The organism is Bacillus sp. FSL M8-0071 (genome assembly GCF_037975455.1).
Classification (GTDB): Bacteria; Bacillota; Bacilli; order Bacillales; family Bacillaceae; genus Bacillus; species Bacillus subtilis.
Genome location: NZ_CP150256.1, coordinates 95,793 through 117,046 on the forward strand (window position 1 = coordinate 95,793; position 21,254 = coordinate 117,046).

Sequence of the window (21,254 nt, forward strand, 5' to 3'; positions counted from 1 at the left end):
AAAGTTGCTTTAACAAAGCAAGCAAACAAAATGATCTTTGAAAACTAAACAAGACAAAACGTACCTGTTAATTCATTTTTTTATAAATCGCACAGCGATGTGCGTAGTCAGTCAAACTACTTTATCGGAGAGTTTGATCCTGGCTCAGGACGAACGCTGGCGGCGTGCCTAATACATGCAAGTCGAGCGGACAGATGGGAGCTTGCTCCCTGATGTTAGCGGCGGACGGGTGAGTAACACGTGGGTAACCTGCCTGTAAGACTGGGATAACTCCGGGAAACCGGGGCTAATACCGGATGGTTGTTTGAACCGCATGGTTCAAACATAAAAGGTGGCTTCGGCTACCACTTACAGATGGACCCGCGGCGCATTAGCTAGTTGGTGAGGTAACGGCTCACCAAGGCAACGATGCGTAGCCGACCTGAGAGGGTGATCGGCCACACTGGGACTGAGACACGGCCCAGACTCCTACGGGAGGCAGCAGTAGGGAATCTTCCGCAATGGACGAAAGTCTGACGGAGCAACGCCGCGTGAGTGATGAAGGTTTTCGGATCGTAAAGCTCTGTTGTTAGGGAAGAACAAGTACCGTTCGAATAGGGCGGTACCTTGACGGTACCTAACCAGAAAGCCACGGCTAACTACGTGCCAGCAGCCGCGGTAATACGTAGGTGGCAAGCGTTGTCCGGAATTATTGGGCGTAAAGGGCTCGCAGGCGGTTTCTTAAGTCTGATGTGAAAGCCCCCGGCTCAACCGGGGAGGGTCATTGGAAACTGGGGAACTTGAGTGCAGAAGAGGAGAGTGGAATTCCACGTGTAGCGGTGAAATGCGTAGAGATGTGGAGGAACACCAGTGGCGAAGGCGACTCTCTGGTCTGTAACTGACGCTGAGGAGCGAAAGCGTGGGGAGCGAACAGGATTAGATACCCTGGTAGTCCACGCCGTAAACGATGAGTGCTAAGTGTTAGGGGGTTTCCGCCCCTTAGTGCTGCAGCTAACGCATTAAGCACTCCGCCTGGGGAGTACGGTCGCAAGACTGAAACTCAAAGGAATTGACGGGGGCCCGCACAAGCGGTGGAGCATGTGGTTTAATTCGAAGCAACGCGAAGAACCTTACCAGGTCTTGACATCCTCTGACAATCCTAGAGATAGGACGTCCCCTTCGGGGGCAGAGTGACAGGTGGTGCATGGTTGTCGTCAGCTCGTGTCGTGAGATGTTGGGTTAAGTCCCGCAACGAGCGCAACCCTTGATCTTAGTTGCCAGCATTCAGTTGGGCACTCTAAGGTGACTGCCGGTGACAAACCGGAGGAAGGTGGGGATGACGTCAAATCATCATGCCCCTTATGACCTGGGCTACACACGTGCTACAATGGACAGAACAAAGGGCAGCGAAACCGCGAGGTTAAGCCAATCCCACAAATCTGTTCTCAGTTCGGATCGCAGTCTGCAACTCGACTGCGTGAAGCTGGAATCGCTAGTAATCGCGGATCAGCATGCCGCGGTGAATACGTTCCCGGGCCTTGTACACACCGCCCGTCACACCACGAGAGTTTGTAACACCCGAAGTCGGTGAGGTAACCTTTTAGGAGCCAGCCGCCGAAGGTGGGACAGATGATTGGGGTGAAGTCGTAACAAGGTAGCCGTATCGGAAGGTGCGGCTGGATCACCTCCTTTCTAAGGATATTATACGGAATATAAGACCTTGGGTCTTATAAACAGAACGTTCCCTGTCTTGTTTAGTTTTGAAGGATCATTCCTTCGAAACGTGTTCTTTGAAAACTAGATAACAGTAGACATCACATTCAATTAAATTAGTAACACAAGATATCACATAGTGATTCTTTTTAACGGTTAAGTTAGAAAGGGCGCACGGTGGATGCCTTGGCACTAGGAGCCGATGAAGGACGGGACGAACACCGATATGCTTCGGGGAGCTGTAAGCAAGCTTTGATCCGGAGATTTCCGAATGGGGAAACCCACCACTCGTAATGGAGTGGTATCCATATCTGAATTCATAGGATATGAGAAGGCAGACCCGGGGAACTGAAACATCTAAGTACCCGGAGGAAGAGAAAGCAAATGCGATTCCCTGAGTAGCGGCGAGCGAAACGGGATTAGCCCAAACCAAGAGGCTTGCCTCTTGGGGTTGTAGGACACTCTGTACGGAGTTACAAAGGAACGAGGTAGATGAAGAGGTCTGGAAAGGCCCGCCATAGGAGGTAACAGCCCTGTAGTCAAAACTTCGTTCTCTCCTGAGTGGATCCTGAGTACGGCGGAACACGTGAAATTCCGTCGGAATCCGGGAGGACCATCTCCCAAGGCTAAATACTCCCTAGTGACCGATAGTGAACCAGTACCGTGAGGGAAAGGTGAAAAGCACCCCGGAAGGGGAGTGAAAGAGATCCTGAAACCGTGTGCCTACAAGTAGTCAGAGCCCGTTAACGGGTGATGGCGTGCCTTTTGTAGAATGAACCGGCGAGTTACGATCTCGTGCAAGGTTAAGCAGAAGATGCGGAGCCGCAGCGAAAGCGAGTCTGAATAGGGCGCATGAGTACGTGGTCGTAGACCCGAAACCAGGTGATCTACCCATGTCCAGGGTGAAGTTCAGGTAACACTGAATGGAGGCCCGAACCCACGCACGTTGAAAAGTGCGGGGATGAGGTGTGGGTAGGGGTGAAATGCCAATCGAACCTGGAGATAGCTGGTTCTCTCCGAAATAGCTTTAGGGCTAGCCTCAAGGTAAGAGTCTTGGAGGTAGAGCACTGATTGGACTAGGGGCCCCTACCGGGTTACCGAATTCAGTCAAACTCCGAATGCCAATGACTTATCCTTGGGAGTCAGACTGCGAGTGATAAGATCCGTAGTCGAAAGGGAAACAGCCCAGACCGCCAGCTAAGGTCCCAAAGTATACGTTAAGTGGAAAAGGATGTGGAGTTGCTTAGACAACCAGGATGTTGGCTTAGAAGCAGCCACCATTTAAAGAGTGCGTAATAGCTCACTGGTCGAGTGACTCTGCGCCGAAAATGTACCGGGGCTAAACGTATCACCGAAGCTGCGGACTGTTCTTCGAACAGTGGTAGGAGAGCGTTCTAAGGGCTGTGAAGCCAGACCGGAAGGACTGGTGGAGCGCTTAGAAGTGAGAATGCCGGTATGAGTAGCGAAAGAGGGGTGAGAATCCCCTCCACCGAATGCCTAAGGTTTCCTGAGGAAGGCTCGTCCGCTCAGGGTTAGTCGGGACCTAAGCCGAGGCCGAAAGGCGTAGGCGATGGACAACAGGTTGATATTCCTGTACCACCTCCTCACCATTTGAGCAATGGGGGGACGCAGGAGGATAGGGTAAGCGCGGTATTGGATATCCGCGTCCAAGCAGTTAGGCTGGGAAATAGGCAAATCCGTTTCCCATAAGGCTGAGCTGTGATGGCGAGCGAAATATAGTAGCGAAGTTCCTGATTCCACACTGCCAAGAAAAGCCTCTAGCGAGGTGAGAGGTGCCCGTACCGCAAACCGACACAGGTAGGCGAGGAGAGAATCCTAAGGTGATCGAGAGAACTCTCGTTAAGGAACTCGGCAAAATGACCCCGTAACTTCGGGAGAAGGGGTGCTCTGTTAGGGTGCAAGCCCGAGAGAGCCGCAGTGAATAGGCCCAGGCGACTGTTTAGCAAAAACACAGGTCTCTGCGAAGCCGTAAGGCGAAGTATAGGGGCTGACGCCTGCCCGGTGCTGGAAGGTTAAGAGGAGCGCTTAGCGTAAGCGAAGGTGCGAATTGAAGCCCCAGTAAACGGCGGCCGTAACTATAACGGTCCTAAGGTAGCGAAATTCCTTGTCGGGTAAGTTCCGACCCGCACGAAAGGCGCAACGATCTGGGCACTGTCTCAACGAGAGACTCGGTGAAATTATAGTACCTGTGAAGATGCAGGTTACCCGCGACAGGACGGAAAGACCCCGTGGAGCTTTACTGCAGCCTGATATTGAATGTTGGTACAGCTTGTACAGGATAGGTAGGAGCCTTGGAAACCGGAGCGCCAGCTTCGGTGGAGGCATCGGTGGGATACTACCCTGGCTGTATTGACCTTCTAACCCGCCGCCCTTATCGGGCGGGGAGACAGTGTCAGGTGGGCAGTTTGACTGGGGCGGTCGCCTCCTAAAAGGTAACGGAGGCGCCCAAAGGTTCCCTCAGAATGGTTGGAAATCATTCGCAGAGTGTAAAGGCACAAGGGAGCTTGACTGCGAGACCTACAAGTCGAGCAGGGACGAAAGTCGGGCTTAGTGATCCGGTGGTTCCGCATGGAAGGGCCATCGCTCAACGGATAAAAGCTACCCCGGGGATAACAGGCTTATCTCCCCCAAGAGTCCACATCGACGGGGAGGTTTGGCACCTCGATGTCGGCTCATCGCATCCTGGGGCTGTAGTCGGTCCCAAGGGTTGGGCTGTTCGCCCATTAAAGCGGTACGCGAGCTGGGTTCAGAACGTCGTGAGACAGTTCGGTCCCTATCCGTCGCGGGCGCAGGAAATTTGAGAGGAGCTGTCCTTAGTACGAGAGGACCGGGATGGACGCACCGCTGGTGTACCAGTTGTTCTGCCAAGGGCATCGCTGGGTAGCTATGTGCGGACGGGATAAGTGCTGAAAGCATCTAAGCATGAAGCCCCCCTCAAGATGAGATTTCCCATTCCGCAAGGAAGTAAGATCCCTGAAAGATGATCAGGTTGATAGGTCTGAGGTGGAAGTGTGGCGACACATGGAGCTGACAGATACTAATCGATCGAGGACTTAACCATATTTTTGAATGATGTCACACCTGTTATCTAGTTTTGAGAGAACACTCTCAATTTGTTTGGTGGCGATAGCGAAGAGGTCACACCCGTTCCCATACCGAACACGGAAGTTAAGCTCTTCAGCGCCGATGGTAGTCGGGGGTTTCCCCCTGTGAGAGTAGGACGCCGCCAAGCAAGTTTAAACCCAGCTCATTGAGCTGGGTTTTTTGTATTTTGGTTTATTGGTATCATAAAATTCCACTTAACTGTATAATATAATAACTTTATACCGAATTTTAAATCAGCAATCAGGTTTTGTGGACCGAGAAAATGGAAATAATAAAGGATAGAGCGAGAAAGTTGAAAATTCTCGAGAAACGGCTTATAGTAAGATTATAGTCAAATATAGTCAAAGTCAGTAAAGGAGGGGGTTGAGTGGGACATAATATTTCTGACATCATTGAACAATATTTAAAACGAGTGTTAGATCAAAATGGCAAGGAAATTTTAGAGATTAAACGAAGTGAAATTGCAGATAAATTTCAATGCGTTCCTTCCCAAATAAATTATGTCATCAACACCAGATTTACAAGCGAAAGAGGATATATTGTTGAGAGCAAACGCGGGGGCGGCGGTTACATCAGAATCATTAAAATTAAAATGAACAATGAAGTTGTCCTGATCAATAATATAATTTCTCAAATTAATACCCATTTGTCTCAAGCAGCCTCTGATGACATTATTTTAAGGCTATTAGAAGACAAGGTAATTTCAGAAAGAGAAGCAAAAATGATGGTCAGCGTAATGGACCGCTCAGTTTTACACATTGACTTGCCTGAACGTGATGAATTAAGAGCGAGAATGATGAAGGCAATGCTGACTTCTTTAAAATTAAAATAAGCGGGTGAAAAGATTGATTTGTCAAGAGTGCCACGAGAGACCAGCCACTTTTCACTTTACAAAGGTTGTTAACGGAGAAAAAATAGAAGTTCATATTTGTGAACAATGTGCCAAAGAAAATAGTGATTCATATGGTATAAGTGCAAATCAGGGTTTCTCTATTCATAATTTACTTTCGGGTTTACTGAACATGGATTCTTCATTTCAAAATACAGGAACTCAAATGTTCAGTCACTCGGAGCAAATATCTGCTTGTCCGAAATGTGGAATGACTTTTCAGCAATTCAGAAAAATTGGCCGTTTTGGATGTTCTGAATGTTACAAAACATTTCATAGCAACATTACACCAATCCTACGTAAAGTGCACAGCGGAAACACTGTGCATGCAGGTAAGATACCGAAACGAATAGGCGGCAATCTTCATGTCAGACGGCAGATTGATATGCTAAAAAAGGAATTAGAATCCTTAATCCATCAAGAAGAATTTGAAAATGCAGCTCATGTAAGAGATCAAATTCGTTCATTAGAACAATCACTCAAAAGTACAGATAGTGAGGAGGAACAGGGGTAATGTCGCTAAAGCATTTTATTCAGGACGCACTAAGCAGTTGGATGAAGCAGAAAGGACCTGAAAGTGACATTGTACTCAGCAGCCGCATACGTTTAGCAAGGAACTTTGAGCATATTCGGTTCCCTACGCGGTATTCCAATGAAGAAGCCTCATCCATCATACAGCAATTTGAAGATCAGTTTTCAGAGCAAGAAATTCCCGGAATCGGCAAATTTGTTTTGATTAGAATGAATGATGCACAGCCTTTAGAAAAGCGTGTACTTGTTGAAAAACATCTAATCAGTCCTAATCTGACAGAGTCTCCTTTTGGCGGCTGTTTGCTTTCTGAAAATGAGGAAGTAAGCGTCATGCTAAATGAAGAGGACCATATTAGAATTCAGTGTCTTTTCCCTGGATTTCAGCTTTTAGAAGCAATGAAAGCCGCAAACCAGGTCGACGACTGGATTGAAGAAAAAGTTGATTATGCATTCAATGAGCAAAGAGGATACTTAACCAGCTGTCCTACAAACGTAGGTACAGGTTTAAGGGCTTCGGTCATGATGCATCTGCCGGCACTGGTTTTAACTAGGCAAATAAATCGAATTATACCGGCAATTAATCAATTAGGCTTAGTTGTTAGAGGAATTTATGGGGAAGGCAGCGAAGCAGTAGGGAATATCTTTCAAATTTCAAATCAGATCACGCTTGGTAAGTCAGAGCAGGATATTGTAGAGGATCTTAACAGTGTTGCTGCTCAGTTGATTGAACAAGAACGATCTGCCCGAGAAGCGATTTATCAAACTTCTAAAATCGAACTTGAGGATCGGGTATATCGGTCTTATGGGGTCTTGTCTAATTGCCGGATGATAGAATCGAAAGAAACTGCAAAGTGCCTTTCAGATGTTCGGTTAGGCATAGACTTAGGCATAATAAAAGGACTTTCAAGCAACATACTTAACGAACTTATGATTTTGACGCAGCCAGGGTTTTTACAGCAATACTCGGGAGGCGCTTTGCGTCCGAACGAAAGGGACATTCGAAGAGCGGCTCTCATCAGAGAACGGCTTCACTTAGAAATGAATGGGAAAAGACAGGAGGATGAATCGATATGATGTTTGGAAGATTTACAGAACGAGCTCAAAAAGTACTGGCGCTAGCACAGGAAGAAGCACTTCGGTTAGGTCATAATAACATTGGCACTGAGCATATTTTATTAGGACTGGTAAGAGAAGGAGAGGGCATTGCTGCTAAAGCTCTTCAAGCGCTTGGACTCGGTTCAGATAAAATTCAGAAAGAAGTAGAAAGTTTGATCGGGCGCGGGCAGGAAATGTCTCAAACGATTCATTATACTCCTAGAGCTAAAAAAGTCATTGAGCTTTCAATGGATGAGGCAAGAAAACTCGGTCATTCTTATGTTGGAACAGAACATATTCTTCTTGGTCTGATTCGTGAAGGAGAAGGTGTTGCTGCGAGAGTTCTGAATAATCTCGGTGTCAGCTTAAATAAAGCAAGACAGCAGGTGCTCCAGCTTCTAGGAAGTAATGAAACAGGATCATCAGCGGCAGGAACAAACAGCAATGCGAATACGCCTACGCTTGACAGCTTGGCAAGAGACTTAACTGCTATTGCGAAGGAAGACAGCCTTGACCCTGTAATCGGCAGAAGCAAGGAGATCCAGCGTGTCATTGAAGTGTTAAGCCGCAGAACGAAAAACAACCCTGTTCTCATTGGGGAACCAGGTGTAGGTAAAACGGCTATCGCAGAAGGTTTGGCACAGCAAATTATCAATAATGAAGTACCCGAAATTTTGCGTGATAAACGTGTGATGACATTAGACATGGGAACAGTTGTTGCCGGCACAAAATACCGCGGAGAATTTGAGGATCGCCTGAAGAAGGTCATGGATGAAATTCGCCAGGCAGGAAATATCATTCTATTCATCGATGAGCTCCATACATTAATCGGGGCAGGCGGAGCAGAAGGTGCTATTGATGCATCTAATATTTTAAAACCTTCACTTGCTCGCGGCGAACTCCAATGTATTGGTGCAACGACTCTTGATGAGTACCGTAAATATATTGAAAAAGATGCAGCACTGGAACGCCGTTTTCAGCCGATTCAGGTTGATCAGCCATCTGTAGATGAAAGTATTCAAATTTTACAAGGTCTGCGTGACAGATACGAAGCCCACCACCGCGTTTCTATCACTGATGATGCCATTGAAGCTGCGGTTAAGCTTTCTGACAGATATATTTCTGACCGCTTCCTTCCGGATAAAGCAATTGACTTGATCGATGAAGCAGGTTCAAAGGTGAGACTGCGCTCATTTACAACGCCTCCTAACTTAAAAGAGCTTGAGCAGAAGCTTGATGAGGTTCGTAAAGAGAAGGATGCGGCAGTGCAAAGCCAAGAGTTTGAAAAAGCTGCTTCCTTGCGTGATACTGAACAACGCCTGCGCGAGCAAGTAGAGGATACGAAGAAATCATGGAAAGAGAAGCAAGGGCAGGAAAACTCAGAGGTTACTGTGGATGATATTGCGATGGTTGTATCCAGCTGGACCGGTGTGCCTGTATCTAAAATCGCCCAAACTGAAACTGATAAGCTTCTCAATATGGAAAACATTCTTCATTCCCGCGTCATCGGCCAGGATGAGGCAGTTGTAGCTGTTGCAAAAGCCGTCAGACGTGCGAGAGCAGGATTGAAAGATCCTAAACGCCCAATCGGCTCATTCATTTTCTTAGGCCCTACAGGTGTAGGTAAAACAGAGCTTGCACGAGCACTCGCTGAATCCATTTTTGGCGATGAAGAATCCATGATCAGAATTGATATGTCTGAATACATGGAAAAACACTCAACCTCAAGACTTGTTGGTTCACCTCCGGGATATGTGGGATATGATGAAGGCGGTCAATTGACAGAGAAAGTCAGAAGAAAACCTTACTCTGTCGTGCTTCTTGATGAGATCGAGAAAGCGCACCCTGATGTCTTCAATATCCTTCTGCAAGTTCTTGAAGACGGACGATTGACAGATTCTAAAGGACGCACAGTCGATTTCCGCAATACCATTCTGATCATGACATCAAACGTCGGAGCAAGTGAGCTGAAACGCAATAAATATGTCGGCTTTAACGTTCAGGATGAAACTCAAAATCATAAAGACATGAAAGATAAAGTGATGGGTGAATTGAAACGAGCGTTTAGACCTGAGTTCATCAACCGTATTGATGAAATCATTGTCTTCCATTCACTTGAGAAAAAACATCTTACTGAAATTGTGTCATTAATGTCTGATCAATTAACGAAACGCTTGAAAGAACAAGATCTTTCTATCGAATTGACAGATGCTGCAAAAGCGAAAGTCGCGGAAGAGGGCGTTGACCTGGAATACGGTGCCCGTCCGTTAAGAAGAGCGATCCAAAAACATGTCGAGGATCGTTTATCTGAAGAACTCCTCAGAGGAAATATTCATAAAGGACAGCATATTGTTCTTGATGTAGAAGATGGCGAATTTGTCGTAAAAACGACTGCTAAAACGAATTAATATAGAAGACGGAAATGAGGCATACAGCATGTAAGTGTATGCCTCACTTTCATATCAAGAAATAGAACAAGGGAGAGGTCTTACACTATATATGGCTAAAACAAAATCGAAATTCATCTGCCAATCCTGCGGCTACGAGTCTCCAAAATGGATGGGGAAATGTCCAGGCTGCGGTGCTTGGAATACAATGGTGGAAGAAATGATTAAAAAAGCACCGGCCAATCGGAGAGCGGCTTTTTCTCATTCTGTTCAAACTGTACAGAAACCTTCACCTATTACATCAATCGAAACATCAGAAGAACCCCGCGTTAAAACCCAGCTTGGCGAGTTTAACAGAGTACTCGGCGGAGGTGTCGTTAAAGGCTCCCTCGTTTTAATTGGCGGTGATCCTGGTATCGGAAAGTCAACGCTATTACTGCAGGTTTCCGCTCAATTATCAGGCTCATCAAACAGTGTCCTGTATATTTCGGGAGAAGAATCTGTAAAGCAAACGAAGCTGCGAGCAGACCGTCTCGGCATTAATAATCCGTCACTGCATGTTTTATCTGAAACCGATATGGAGTATATTTCGTCTGCTATACAAGAGATGAATCCAGCGTTTGTCGTTGTTGACTCTATTCAAACGGTTTACCAAAGCGATATTACATCGGCTCCAGGCAGTGTGTCACAGGTCAGAGAGTGTACCGCTGAGCTGATGAAAATTGCAAAAACAAAAGGTATTCCGATTTTTATCGTTGGGCACGTGACGAAAGAAGGGTCTATTGCAGGTCCGAGACTGTTGGAGCATATGGTTGACACTGTTTTATATTTTGAAGGAGAACGCCACCATACTTTCCGTATTTTGCGGGCTGTAAAAAACCGTTTCGGATCTACAAACGAAATGGGCATTTTCGAAATGCGGGAAGAGGGGCTCACTGAGGTTTTGAATCCTTCGGAAATTTTCTTAGAAGAACGCTCTGCTGGTTCCGCAGGTTCGAGTATCACTGCCTCTATGGAGGGCACTAGACCGATTCTCGTTGAAATTCAGGCGCTCATCTCGCCAACAAGCTTTGGCAACCCAAGGCGTATGGCAACGGGAATAGACCATAACAGGGTCTCTCTGTTAATGGCTGTGTTAGAAAAAAGAGTTGGACTGCTGCTGCAAAATCAGGATGCTTATTTGAAAGTGGCTGGCGGCGTTAAGCTTGATGAACCGGCAATTGATCTTGCGATTGTGATTAGTATTGCATCAAGCTTTAGAGACACACCTCCAAATCCTGCAGATTGTTTTATTGGAGAAGTGGGATTAACCGGAGAAGTCCGGCGGGTTTCAAGAATTGAACAGCGTGTGAAAGAAGCGGCAAAGCTTGGTTTTAAACGCATGATCATACCCGCGGCAAATCTGGACGGATGGACAAAACCAAAAGGGATTGAGGTTATCGGAGTAGCAAATGTTGCAGAAGCGCTTCGTACTTCATTAGGAGGATAATAGATGGAAAAAGAGAAAAAAGGGGCGAAACACGAGTTAGACCTGTCATCTATATTGCAGTTTGTTGCTCCGGGTACACCGCTCAGAGCGGGGATGGAAAACGTCTTGAGAGCAAATACAGGCGGTCTGATTGTTGTTGGATATAATGATAAAGTAAAAGAAGTGGTGGACGGCGGCTTTCACATAAACACGGCTTTTTCTCCGGCGCATTTATATGAGCTGGCTAAAATGGATGGAGCGATCATTTTAAGTGATTCTGGTCAAAAGATTCTATACGCGAATACTCAGCTGATGCCGGATGCCACAATTTCTTCATCAGAAACAGGAATGCGGCACAGAACTGCCGAAAGAGTAGCTAAGCAAACTGGCTGTCTTGTAATCGCCATTTCTGAAAGAAGAAATGTCATAACGTTATATCAGGAAAACATGAAGTATACACTAAAAGACATAGGATTTATTTTAACCAAGGCGAACCAAGCCATTCAAACACTTGAAAAATATAAGACAATCCTCGATAAAACGATTAATGCACTGAACGCGTTAGAGTTTGAGGAACTTGTTACCTTCAGTGATGTCTTGTCTGTCATGCATCGTTATGAAATGGTACTGAGAATCAAAAACGAAATTAATATGTATATCAAAGAGCTGGGGACAGAAGGGCATCTGATCAAACTGCAAGTCATTGAATTGATTACGGATATGGAAGAAGAGGCCGCTTTATTTATTAAGGACTATGTAAAAGAAAAGATTAAAGATCCGTTTGTTCTCTTGAAGGAGCTGCAGGATATGTCCAGTTATGATCTGCTGGATGATTCCATTGTGTATAAGCTTCTCGGTTACCCTGCTTCTACTAATCTTGATGATTATGTATTGCCGAGAGGATACAGGCTGTTAAATAAGATACCGCGTCTTCCGATGCCGATTGTTGAAAATGTTGTAGAAGCATTTGGAGTCCTACCAAGGATTATTGAGGCGAGTGCAGAAGAATTAGATGAAGTAGAGGGAATCGGTGAAGTACGAGCCCAAAAAATCAAAAAAGGATTAAAACGCCTGCAAGAGAAGCATTATTTAGACAGACAACTGTGATTTCGGTTAAAACCTTATGAATACGGGTATATTAATGTTGGTTTTTGTTTATTCTGATATTCGTAGAGATGCATAAGACTTTGTGAAATTAAAATGTTAAAAAAGGAGGTGGGGGTATGTTAAAACGAATAGTTCAGGCGTTCTTCATTATTTTTGGCGGCGTTGTTGGTATATTTTTGATACCTGAATTGTTTGTACTGTTAAATATACAGGACATACCTTTAATAACAAACGCATATACGTCTGCGGCAATAGGAGCAATTATCTTTTTTCTCATCAGTATATGGGGTACAGAATACGTTGTGAACTGGGTGAAGTGGATAGAGGATTCATTGTTAAAAGCGCCGGTTCCAGATTTGTTATTTGGAAGTCTTGGCTTAGTTTTTGGACTTATAATTGCTTATCTTATCGTAAATGTTATTCCTTTAGACAATATACCTTACCGCATATTCAGCACAATAATTCCTGTATTTTTGGCTTTCTTCCTCGGTTATCTCGGCTTCCAGGTGGGCTTTAAGAAAAAGGATGAATTGATCAGCCTGTTTTCCATTTCCGCCAGAATGCAAAAGAAAAAAGGAACAGCTGATGAAGAACATGAGGTTCAAGACAAGAAGCTGAAAATTTTGGACACTAGTGTTATTATTGATGGGAGAATAGCAGATATTTGTCAGACTGGTTTTTTAGAGGGAGTTATCGTGATTCCGCAGTTTGTCCTTGAGGAATTGCAGCATATTGCAGACTCTTCAGATGTTTTAAAACGAAACAGAGGACGCCGCGGTCTTGATATCCTGAACCGCATTCAGAAAGAATTAGACATTGAAGTTGAAATTTACGAAGGCGACTTTGAAGATATTCAGGAAGTTGACAGTAAGCTCGTCAAACTTGCTAAGCTGACATCCGGGGTCGTCGTGACGAATGATTTTAATTTAAATAAAGTGTGCGAGCTTCAGAAGGTAGCAGTATTAAACATTAATGACCTTGCCAATGCGGTCAAGCCTGTTGTGCTTCCTGGCGAGGAAATGAATGTTCAGGTCATTAAGGACGGGAAAGAGCATAATCAGGGAGTTGCCTACTTGGATGACGGTACGATGATTGTCGTTGAAGAAGGACGGAATTATATCGGCAAGCATATTGATGTACTCGTCACAAGTGTGCTGCAGACAGCAGCGGGACGAATGATTTTTGCGAAGCCTAAGCTGTTGGAGAAGGCGCTGTAAAGGGAGAAGAAACAATGAGTTATGATGTGGTGATTCCTGCAGCCGGACAGGGAAAGCGGATGAAGGCAGGGAGAAATAAACTGTTCATTGAGCTGAAGGGAGACCCGGTGATCATACACACGTTAAGAGTGTTTGACAGCCACCGGCAGTGCGATAAAATCATTTTGGTGATTAACGAGCAGGAGCGGGAGCACTTTCAGCAATTGCTGTCCGATTACCCGTTCCAAACTTCAATTGAGCTTGTTGCAGGCGGAGAAGAGCGTCAGCACAGTGTGTATAAGGGGCTGAAAGCCGTAAAGCAGGAAAAGATTGTCCTTGTACATGACGGTGCCCGCCCATTTATAAAACATGAACAAATTGACGAACTGATCGCAGAGGCGGAACAGACAGGAGCGGCCATCCTTGCTGTTCCGGTAAAAGATACGATTAAACGCGTTCAAGATTTACAAGTCAGTGAGACGATTGAACGTTCAAGCTTGTGGGCTGTCCAAACGCCACAAGCTTTTCGTCTTTCTTTATTGATGAAGGCTCACGCTGAGGCTGAGCGCAAGGGATTTTTAGGGACGGATGACGCCAGCCTCGTTGAACAGATGGAAGGCGGTTCGGTCCGTGTTGTAGAAGGCAGCTATACAAATATTAAGCTGACGACGCCAGACGATTTGACGTCAGCTGAAGCTATCATGGAATCAGAAAGTGGGAATAAACATGTTTAGAATTGGACAAGGATTTGATGTGCATCAATTAGTTGAGGGCCGTCCTCTCATTATTGGCGGAATTGAAATCCCGTACGAAAAAGGGCTGCTTGGCCACTCTGATGCAGACGTTTTGCTGCATACCGTCGCTGACGCCTGCCTGGGAGCTGTGGGTGAAGGAGACATCGGCAAGCATTTTCCTGACACAGATCCCGAGTTCAAGGACGCAGATTCTTTCAAATTACTTCAGCATGTCTGGGGAATCGTGAAACAGAAGGGGTATGTCCTTGGGAACATTGATTGCACCATCATAGCGCAAAAGCCGAAGATGCTGCCGTACATAGAAGATATGAGAAAAAGAATTGCTGAAGGCCTTGAGGCAGATGTTTCTCAAGTAAATGTAAAAGCAACAACGACAGAAAAGCTTGGATTTACAGGCCGGGCGGAAGGAATAGCGGCTCAGGCGACAGTACTGATACAAAAAGGCTAACTTGTTTTGATGCCGGGTCTATTTGGTGGTAGAATAGATTCATACATTTTTGCCTGAGGCCATACATGACATGAAAGGAAGTATTTGAAAATGGGAAACGAAGTACGCGTCCGTTATGCACCGAGTCCAACCGGACATTTGCATATTGGAAATGCCAGAACGGCGCTTTTTAATTATTTATTTGCCCGCAATCAAGGCGGTAAGTTTATCATTCGAGTTGAGGATACAGATAAAAAGCGCAATATTGAGGGCGGAGAACAAAGCCAGCTGAATTATCTGAAGTGGCTAGGTATTGACTGGGATGAGAGTGTGGATGTCGGAGGAGAGTACGGCCCATACCGTCAGTCAGAGCGTAACGATATCTATAAAGTGTACTATGAAGAGCTTCTTGAAAAAGGGCTTGCTTATAAATGTTACTGTACGGAAGAAGAGCTTGAAAAAGAGCGTGAAGAACAGATTGCCCGCGGAGAAATGCCTCGTTATTCCGGAAAACACAGAGACCTGACTCAGGAAGAACAGGAGAAATTTATCGCTGAAGGCAGAAAACCAAGTATTCGTTTCCGCGTGCCGGAAGGAAAAATCATCGCCTTCAATGATATCGTAAAAGGCGAAATTTCTTTTGAATCAGATGGCATCGGCGACTTTGTTATTGTGAAAAAGGACGGAACGCCGACTTACAACTTCGCGGTAGCGATTGATGACTACTTAATGAAAATGACACACGTGCTGCGCGGTGAGGATCATATTTCTAACACACCGAAACAGATTATGATTTATCAAGCATTTGGATGGGATATTCCTCAGTTCGGACACATGACGCTGATCGTAAACGAAAGCCGTAAAAAGCTCAGTAAACGTGATGAATCCATTATTCAATTCATCGAGCAGTACAAAGAGCTTGGCTACCTGCCAGAAGCACTGTTCAACTTTATCGGCCTGTTAGGCTGGTCACCGGTTGGAGAAGAAGAGCTTTTCACAAAAGAGCAGTTTATTGAAATTTTTGATGTAAATCGTTTATCTAAATCACCAGCTTTGTTTGATATGCATAAGCTAAAATGGGTTAACAACCAATATGTGAAGAAGCTGGATCTTGATCAGGTTGTTGAACTGACGCTTCCGCATTTGCAAAAAGCGGGCAAAGTTGGCACTGAGCTTTCTGCTGAAGAACAAGAGTGGGTTCGTAAACTGATTTCCCTGTATCATGAGCAATTAAGCTACGGTGCGGAAATTGTTGAGTTGACTGATTTGTTCTTTACGGATGAGATCGAGTATAATCAAGAAGCGAAAGCTGTTCTGGAAGAAGAACAGGTTCCTGAAGTGCTCAGTACATTCGCAGCGAAGCTTGAAGAGCTTGAGGAGTTCACTCCGGATAACATCAAAGCATCGATCAAAGCAGTGCAGAAAGAAACTGGCCATAAAGGGAAAAAACTGTTTATGCCGATTCGTGTTGCTGTAACAGGGCAAACTCACGGTCCGGAACTGCCGCAATCAATTGAATTGATCGGTAAAGAGACTGCAATTCAGCGTTTAAAAAATATCTAAATAAATGATTGTTGACAGGGAAGAGTATAAAGCTTTAGGCCATTACAGAAAGGATCTCCATTGGCTGAGAGAGATCCATGAGCCGGGTTTTAGAAGTGCGCCCTTAAGACCTTTGAAGAACGTTTTTGGAAACCAGTATTCAAAGGCGGCCGCCGCCGTTACAGGCTGAAGTTGGGAGAGCAGAAGTCTGCTTTTCAAACAGAGTGGAACCGCGCGGTTAAAGCGTCTCTGTCATGTTTACATGCAGAGACGCTTTTTTTATTGGGTAGAGGAAATCAGATAGAGAAACGGGGGGAAGCATGTGTTTTTTAGAATGCTCAAAGAAGACATTGATACTGTGTTCGATCAAGATCCCGCAGCAAGAAGCTATTTTGAAGTGATTTTAACTTATTCCGGTTTACATGCTATATGGGCGCATCGGATTGCACATGCTTTATATAAACGAAAATTTTATTTCCTTGCACGCCTTATATCTCAAGTAAGCCGATTTTTTACCGGGATAGAAATCCACCCCGGCGCTACAATCGGGAGAAGATTTTTCATAGACCACGGCATGGGGGTTGTCATTGGGGAGACATGTGAAATCGGCAATAACGTAACCGTTTTTCAGGGGGTTACCCTCGGGGGAACGGGGAAAGAAAAGGGAAAAAGGCACCCAACGATTAAAGATGACGCATTGATAGCCACAGGTGCTAAAGTGCTCGGTTCTATTACGGTCGGTGAAGGCTCAAAGATTGGGGCTGGTTCAGTAGTGCTGCATGATGTTCCTGATTTTTCAACAGTTGTCGGTATCCCTGGACGGGTCGTTGTACAAAATGGCAAGAAAGTAAGACGCGATTTAAACCATCAGGATTTGCCCGATCCAGTTGCTGACCGCTTTAAGTCTTTGGAACAGCAGATTTTAGAGCTGAAGGCAGAACTTGAAGACAGAAAAGAAAGGATCAATCAAAAATGACAATCACACTTTATAATACATTGACTAGACAGAAGGAAACATTCGTTCCTCTTGAAGAGGGAAAAGTGAAAATGTATGTATGCGGACCCACGGTTTACAATTACATTCATATCGGGAACGCGCGTCCGGCAATCGTTTACGATACGGTTCGAAACTATTTAGAGTATAAAGGCTATGATGTGCAGTATGTCTCTAACTTCACAGACGTAGACGATAAATTAATTAAAGCGGCAAATGAACTCGGTGAGGATGTACCCACCATTTCAGAGCGTTTTATTAAAGCATATTTTGAAGATGTAGGTGCGCTCGGATGCCGAAAAGCCGACCTTCATCCGCGAGTGATGGAAAACATGGATGCCATTATCGAATTCGTAGATCAGCTCGTGAAAAAGGGCTACGCATATGAATCAGAAGGTGACGTATATTTCAAAACCAGAGCGTTTGAAGGGTACGGAAAGCTTTCTCAGCAATCAATCGATGAACTTAGATCAGGTGCACGCATCCGAGTCGGCGAGAAAAAAGAAGATGCTCTTGATTTCGCACTGTGGAAAGCGGCAAAAGAAGGAGAAATCTCTTGGGATAGCCCTTGGGGGAAAGGACGTCCGGGCTGGCACATTGAATGCTCAGCAATGGTGAAAAAGTATCTCGGTGACCAGATTGATATCCATGCGGGCGGACAGGATTTAACATTCCCTCACCATGAAAACGAAATTGCGCAATCTGAGGCGCTGACAGGCAAAACGTTTGCGAAGTACTGGCTTCATAATGGTTATATCAATATTGATAATGAAAAAATGTCAAAATCACTAGGCAACTTTGTGCTTGTGCATGACATCATTAAACAGCATGATCCGCAGCTTTTGAGATTCTTTATGCTATCTGTTCATTATCGCCATCCGATTAACTATTCAGAAGAGCTTCTGGAGAATACGAAAAGCGCGTTCAGCCGTTTAAAAACAGCGTACAGCAATCTTCAGCACCGTCTGAACAGCAGTACGAATTTAACCGAAGATGACGATCAATGGCTTGAAAAAGTTGAAGAACACCGCAAAGCATTCGAAGAAGCGATGGACGATGATTTTAATACGGCGAATGCCATTTCAGTCTTGTTTGACTTAGCGAAACACGCCAATTATTATCTTCAGAAAGATCATACGGCTGATCATGTGATTACGGCGTTTATTGAGATGTTTGACCGCATTGTTTCTGTCCTCGGTTTTTCGTTGGGTGAGCAGGAACTTCTCGATCAAGAGATTGAAGACTTAATCGAAAAGCGAAATGAAGCGCGCCGGAATCGCGATTTTGCATTGTCAGACCAGATCCGCGACCAGCTGAAAAGCATGAATATCATTCTTGAAGATACGGCTCAAGGCACTCGCTGGAAACGGGGAGAATAACAGATGCTTGAATTTGATACGATAAAAGATTCTAAGCAGCTTAACGGTCTTGCGCTTGCTTATATAGGTGATGCCATTTTTGAAGTGTATGTCAGGCATCACCTGCTTAAGCAGGGCTTTACCAAACCAAATGATCTTCATAAGAAATCAAGCCGGATTGTTTCAGCAAAGTCACAGGCTGAGATCCTATTTTTTCTGCAGAATCAATCATTTTTTACGGAAGAAGAGGAAGCGGTGCTGAAAAGAGGCAGAAATGCCAAGTCAGGGACAATACCTAAAAATACAGATGTTCAGACGTACCGCTACAGTACAGCATTTGAAGCGCTTCTGGGCTACCTTTTTCTAGAGAAAAAAGAGGAACGACTTAGTCAGCTCGTAGCCGAAGCTATACAATTCGGGACGTCAGGGAGGAAAACAAATGAGTCAGCAACATGATTACGTCATAGGGAAAAATGCAGTGATCGAGACGTTAAAATCTGATCGGAAGCTGTATAAGCTGTGGATGGCGGAAAACACCGTAAAGGGACAAGCACAGCAAGTGATTGAGCTTGCCAAAAAGCAGGGAATCACGATTCAATACGTCCCGAGAAAAAAACTCGATCAAATGGTGACAGGACAGCATCAGGGCGTAGTGGCACAGGTTGCAGCGTATGAATATGCAGAACTGGATGATTTATATAAAGCAGCCGAAGAAAAAAATGAACAGCCTTTCTTCCTCATTCTGGACGAGCTTGAAGACCCTCATAATCTTGGTTCCATTATGAGGACAGCAGATGCGGTCGGCGCTCATGGCATCGTCATTCCAAAACGGAGAGCTGTCGGGCTGACAACAACAGTGGCAAAAGCTTCAACAGGAGCAATTGAGCACATTCCTGTAGCAAGAGTCACCAATTTGGCACGGACGTTAGAAGAGATGAAAGAGCGGGGAATCTGGGTTGTCGGAACGGATGCGTCCGCGCGTGAGGATTACCGTAATATGGACGGCAATATGCCTTTGGCTCTAGTCATCGGAAGTGAAGGAAAAGGGATGGGCCGCCTTGTGAAAGAAAAGTGCGATTTTCTCATTAAACTCCCGATGGCCGGAAAGGTAACTTCACTAAATGCATCTGTCGCGGCTGGTCTTTTGATGTATGAAGTCTACCGGAAACGAAACCCTCTGGGAGAATAAAGACCCATGGATATCCTGTTAGTAGACGGGTACAACATGATTGGAGCCTGGCCGCAGCTGAAGGATTTAAAAGCGAACAGTTTTGAAGAGGCGAGAGACGTACTGATTCAGAAAATGGCGGAATATCAATCGTATACAGGAAACAGGGTTATTGTTGTTTTTGACGCGCATCTCGTAAAAGGGCTTGAGAAAAAACAGACCAACCATAGAGTTGAAGTAATTTTTACAAAAGAAAATGAGACGGCTGATGAGCGGATAGAAAAGCTCGCTCAGGCTTTGAATAATATTGCGACTCAAATTCACGTTGCGACCTCTGACTATACTGAGCAGTGGGCGATTTTCGGACAGGGGGCATTGCGGAAATCGGCCCGGGAGCTTCTGAGAGAGGTAGAAACGATTGAAAGGCGAATAGAGAGACGGGTAAGAAAAATCACTTCCGAAAAGCCGGCGGGTAAAATTGCTTTATCGGAAGAGGTTTTGAAAACGTTTGAAAAGTGGAGGCGGGGAGACTTAGATTAAGTTGACGCTTTTTTGCCCAATACTGTATAATATTTCTATCTACGTGCGCCGGGGGGATCGGAGTGAATCTACAGAACAACAAGGGAAAATTCAACAAAGAGCAGTTTTGCCAGTTGGAGGACGAGCAGGTCATTGAAAAGGTTCATGTTGGGGACAGTGATGCGTTAGATTACTTGATTACGAAGTACCGAAACTTTGTTCGGGCAAAAGCAAGATCCTATTTCTTAATAGGGGCGGACAGAGAGGATATTGTTCAGGAAGGCATGATAGGCCTCTATAAGTCTATTCGTGACTTCAAAGAGGACAAGCTTACCTCATTCAAAGCTTTTGCAGAATTATGTATTACCCGCCAAATTATTACCGCAATAAAGACAGCTACTCGCCAGAAACACATTCCTTTGAATTCCTACGTCTCATTAGATAAACCGATCTTTGATGAAGAATCAGACCGAACGCTGCTGGATGTCATTTCAGGAGCGAAAACCTTAAATCCTGAGGAAATGATCATTAATCAGGAAGAATTTGATGATATTGAAATGAAAATGGGAGAACTATTAAGTGATTTAGAGAGAAAAGTACTCGTCTTATATCTCGACGGGAGAAGTTACCAAGAGATTTCTGATGAACTGAACCGACATGTGAAATCGATCGACAATGCCCTTCAGCGTGTGAAACGCAAGCTGGAGAAGTACTTGGAAATTCGCGAAATCAGTTTGTAATAGGAATTTATGCTATATTGACAGTATTTTTCTGACTATGATATGTTACTAAAGATAAGAACTAATGTCTATTTAGAAAAAGGTGTAATGACATGAGAAAAAAGATTACGTTAGCATGCAAGACATGCGGAAACCGTAATTATACGACAATGAAGAGCTCTGCATCAGCGGCTGAGCGATTAGAAGTAAAGAAATACTGCAGTACTTGCAATTCACATACAGCTCATCTTGAAACAAAATAGTTTTTGCGCTTTTAAATT

The 21,254-nt window shown here is 44.9% G+C and carries 17 protein-coding genes, 3 rRNA genes and 1 other annotated feature; all 20 genes read left to right on the forward strand.

What is annotated here, in order from left to right; genetic code table 11:
- Positions 1 to 121: 121 nt before the first annotated feature.
- Positions 122 to 1,671: ribosomal RNA gene (locus tag MKX71_RS00545) — 16S ribosomal RNA — on the forward strand.
- 175 nt (positions 1,672 to 1,846) lie between these two features.
- Positions 1,847 to 4,774, forward strand: a 23S ribosomal RNA gene (locus MKX71_RS00550).
- 55 nt (positions 4,775 to 4,829) lie between these two features.
- Positions 4,830 to 4,945, forward strand: a 5S ribosomal RNA gene (rrf, locus tag MKX71_RS00555).
- Together the 16S, 23S and 5S rRNA genes form the textbook arrangement of a ribosomal RNA operon.
- Before the next feature lie 240 nt (positions 4,946 to 5,185).
- Entirely contained in the window at positions 5,186 to 5,650 is a 465-nt protein-coding gene (ctsR, locus tag MKX71_RS00560) for a transcriptional regulator CtsR (RefSeq protein ID WP_003225724.1), read from the forward strand.
- Between the two features lie 13 nt (positions 5,651 to 5,663).
- Positions 5,664 to 6,221, forward strand: coding sequence for a protein-arginine kinase activator protein McsA (gene mcsA, locus MKX71_RS00565; RefSeq protein WP_033885018.1), 558 nt, complete (start codon positions 5,664 to 5,666; stop codon positions 6,219 to 6,221).
- A complete protein-coding gene (locus tag MKX71_RS00570) occupies positions 6,221 to 7,312 on the forward strand; it encodes a protein arginine kinase (RefSeq protein ID WP_003235007.1) in 1,092 nt (363 codons plus the stop codon). Before mcsA ends, MKX71_RS00570 begins: the two co-directional genes overlap by 1 nt.
- Positions 7,309 to 9,741, forward strand: coding sequence for an ATP-dependent protease ATP-binding subunit ClpC (clpC, locus tag MKX71_RS00575; protein ID WP_014475592.1), 2,433 nt, complete (start codon positions 7,309 to 7,311; stop codon positions 9,739 to 9,741). Before MKX71_RS00570 ends, clpC begins: the two co-directional genes overlap by 4 nt.
- Positions 9,742 to 9,832: 91 nt before the next feature.
- Positions 9,833 to 11,209, forward strand: a complete 1,377-nt coding sequence (gene radA, locus MKX71_RS00580; protein ID WP_014475593.1) for a DNA repair protein RadA — start codon at positions 9,833 to 9,835, stop codon at positions 11,207 to 11,209.
- Between the two features lie 3 nt (positions 11,210 to 11,212).
- Positions 11,213 to 12,295 carry a DNA integrity scanning diadenylate cyclase DisA gene (gene disA, locus MKX71_RS00585; RefSeq protein WP_003225736.1) on the forward strand — a complete coding sequence of 361 codons (1,083 nt, stop codon included), beginning with the start codon at positions 11,213 to 11,215 and terminating at the stop codon, positions 12,293 to 12,295.
- Between the two features lie 116 nt (positions 12,296 to 12,411).
- Positions 12,412 to 13,512, forward strand: coding sequence for a PIN/TRAM domain-containing protein (locus MKX71_RS00590; RefSeq protein WP_003235014.1), 1,101 nt, complete (start codon positions 12,412 to 12,414; stop codon positions 13,510 to 13,512).
- Between the two features lie 14 nt (positions 13,513 to 13,526).
- Positions 13,527 to 14,225, forward strand: a complete 699-nt coding sequence (ispD, locus tag MKX71_RS00595; RefSeq protein ID WP_015252991.1) for a 2-C-methyl-D-erythritol 4-phosphate cytidylyltransferase — start codon at positions 13,527 to 13,529, stop codon at positions 14,223 to 14,225.
- Positions 14,218 to 14,694: a 2-C-methyl-D-erythritol 2,4-cyclodiphosphate synthase gene (ispF, locus tag MKX71_RS00600; protein WP_003225745.1), complete on the forward strand. Its 477-nt coding sequence runs from the start codon at positions 14,218 to 14,220 to the stop codon at positions 14,692 to 14,694. Before ispD ends, ispF begins: the two co-directional genes overlap by 8 nt.
- A gap of 90 nt (positions 14,695 to 14,784) precedes the next feature.
- Complete coding sequence (gene gltX, locus MKX71_RS00605) at positions 14,785 to 16,236, forward strand: glutamate--tRNA ligase (RefSeq protein ID WP_014478617.1); 1,452 nt, start codon at positions 14,785 to 14,787, stop codon at positions 16,234 to 16,236.
- Between the two features lie 2 nt (positions 16,237 to 16,238).
- Positions 16,239 to 16,469, forward strand: a binding site (T-box leader).
- Between the two features lie 68 nt (positions 16,470 to 16,537).
- A complete protein-coding gene (gene cysE, locus MKX71_RS00610; protein WP_003225749.1) occupies positions 16,538 to 17,191 on the forward strand; it encodes a serine O-acetyltransferase in 654 nt (217 codons plus the stop codon).
- Positions 17,188 to 18,588: a cysteine--tRNA ligase gene (gene cysS, locus MKX71_RS00615; RefSeq protein ID WP_029317181.1), complete on the forward strand. Its 1,401-nt coding sequence runs from the start codon at positions 17,188 to 17,190 to the stop codon at positions 18,586 to 18,588. Before cysE ends, cysS begins: the two co-directional genes overlap by 4 nt.
- Before the next feature lie 3 nt (positions 18,589 to 18,591).
- A complete protein-coding gene (locus MKX71_RS00620) occupies positions 18,592 to 19,023 on the forward strand; it encodes a mini-ribonuclease 3 (RefSeq protein WP_014475597.1) in 432 nt (143 codons plus the stop codon).
- Positions 19,007 to 19,756 (forward strand): 23S rRNA (guanosine(2251)-2'-O)-methyltransferase RlmB, encoded by a 750-nt coding sequence (gene rlmB, locus MKX71_RS00625; RefSeq protein ID WP_014475598.1) that lies wholly within the window; start codon positions 19,007 to 19,009, stop codon positions 19,754 to 19,756. The genes MKX71_RS00620 and rlmB overlap by 17 nt, the downstream gene beginning before the upstream one ends.
- A 6-nt stretch (positions 19,757 to 19,762) precedes the next feature.
- Positions 19,763 to 20,275 carry a ribosome-dependent mRNA decay endonuclease Rae1/YacP gene (gene rae1, locus MKX71_RS00630; protein ID WP_003235032.1) on the forward strand — a complete coding sequence of 171 codons (513 nt, stop codon included), beginning with the start codon at positions 19,763 to 19,765 and terminating at the stop codon, positions 20,273 to 20,275.
- A 62-nt stretch (positions 20,276 to 20,337) separates the two neighbouring features.
- The gene (sigH, locus tag MKX71_RS00635) at positions 20,338 to 20,994 is read left to right on the forward strand and encodes an RNA polymerase sporulation sigma factor SigH (RefSeq protein WP_003225758.1); all 657 of its coding nucleotides are present in this window, start codon (positions 20,338 to 20,340) and stop codon (positions 20,992 to 20,994) included.
- A 92-nt stretch (positions 20,995 to 21,086) separates the two neighbouring features.
- Entirely contained in the window at positions 21,087 to 21,236 is a 150-nt protein-coding gene (gene rpmG, locus MKX71_RS00640; protein WP_003156421.1) for a 50S ribosomal protein L33, read from the forward strand.
- The last annotated feature ends 18 nt before the right edge of the window (positions 21,237 to 21,254 follow it).

What these genes read in the sequence shown, in the direction of transcription:
- MKX71_RS00570 (WP_003235007.1), top strand. Translation starts at nt 6,221, where the DNA reads ATGTCGCTAAAGCATTTTATTCAGGACGCACTAAGCAGTTGGATGAAG.
- clpC (WP_014475592.1), top strand. Translation starts at nt 7,309, where the DNA reads ATGATGTTTGGAAGATTTACAGAACGAGCTCAAAAAGTACTGGCGCTA.
- radA (WP_014475593.1), top strand. Translation starts at nt 9,833, where the DNA reads ATGGCTAAAACAAAATCGAAATTCATCTGCCAATCCTGCGGCTACGAG.
- disA (WP_003225736.1), top strand. Translation starts at nt 11,213, where the DNA reads ATGGAAAAAGAGAAAAAAGGGGCGAAACACGAGTTAGACCTGTCATCT.
- MKX71_RS00590 (WP_003235014.1), top strand. Translation starts at nt 12,412, where the DNA reads ATGTTAAAACGAATAGTTCAGGCGTTCTTCATTATTTTTGGCGGCGTT.
- ispD (WP_015252991.1), top strand. Translation starts at nt 13,527, where the DNA reads ATGAGTTATGATGTGGTGATTCCTGCAGCCGGACAGGGAAAGCGGATG.
- ispF (WP_003225745.1), top strand. Translation starts at nt 14,218, where the DNA reads ATGTTTAGAATTGGACAAGGATTTGATGTGCATCAATTAGTTGAGGGC.
- gltX (WP_014478617.1), top strand. Translation starts at nt 14,785, where the DNA reads ATGGGAAACGAAGTACGCGTCCGTTATGCACCGAGTCCAACCGGACAT.
- cysS (WP_029317181.1), top strand. Translation starts at nt 17,188, where the DNA reads ATGACAATCACACTTTATAATACATTGACTAGACAGAAGGAAACATTC.
- MKX71_RS00620 (WP_014475597.1), top strand. Translation starts at nt 18,592, where the DNA reads ATGCTTGAATTTGATACGATAAAAGATTCTAAGCAGCTTAACGGTCTT.
- rlmB (WP_014475598.1), top strand. Translation starts at nt 19,007, where the DNA reads ATGAGTCAGCAACATGATTACGTCATAGGGAAAAATGCAGTGATCGAG.
- rae1 (WP_003235032.1), top strand. Translation starts at nt 19,763, where the DNA reads ATGGATATCCTGTTAGTAGACGGGTACAACATGATTGGAGCCTGGCCG.
- rpmG (WP_003156421.1), top strand. Translation starts at nt 21,087, where the DNA reads ATGAGAAAAAAGATTACGTTAGCATGCAAGACATGCGGAAACCGTAAT.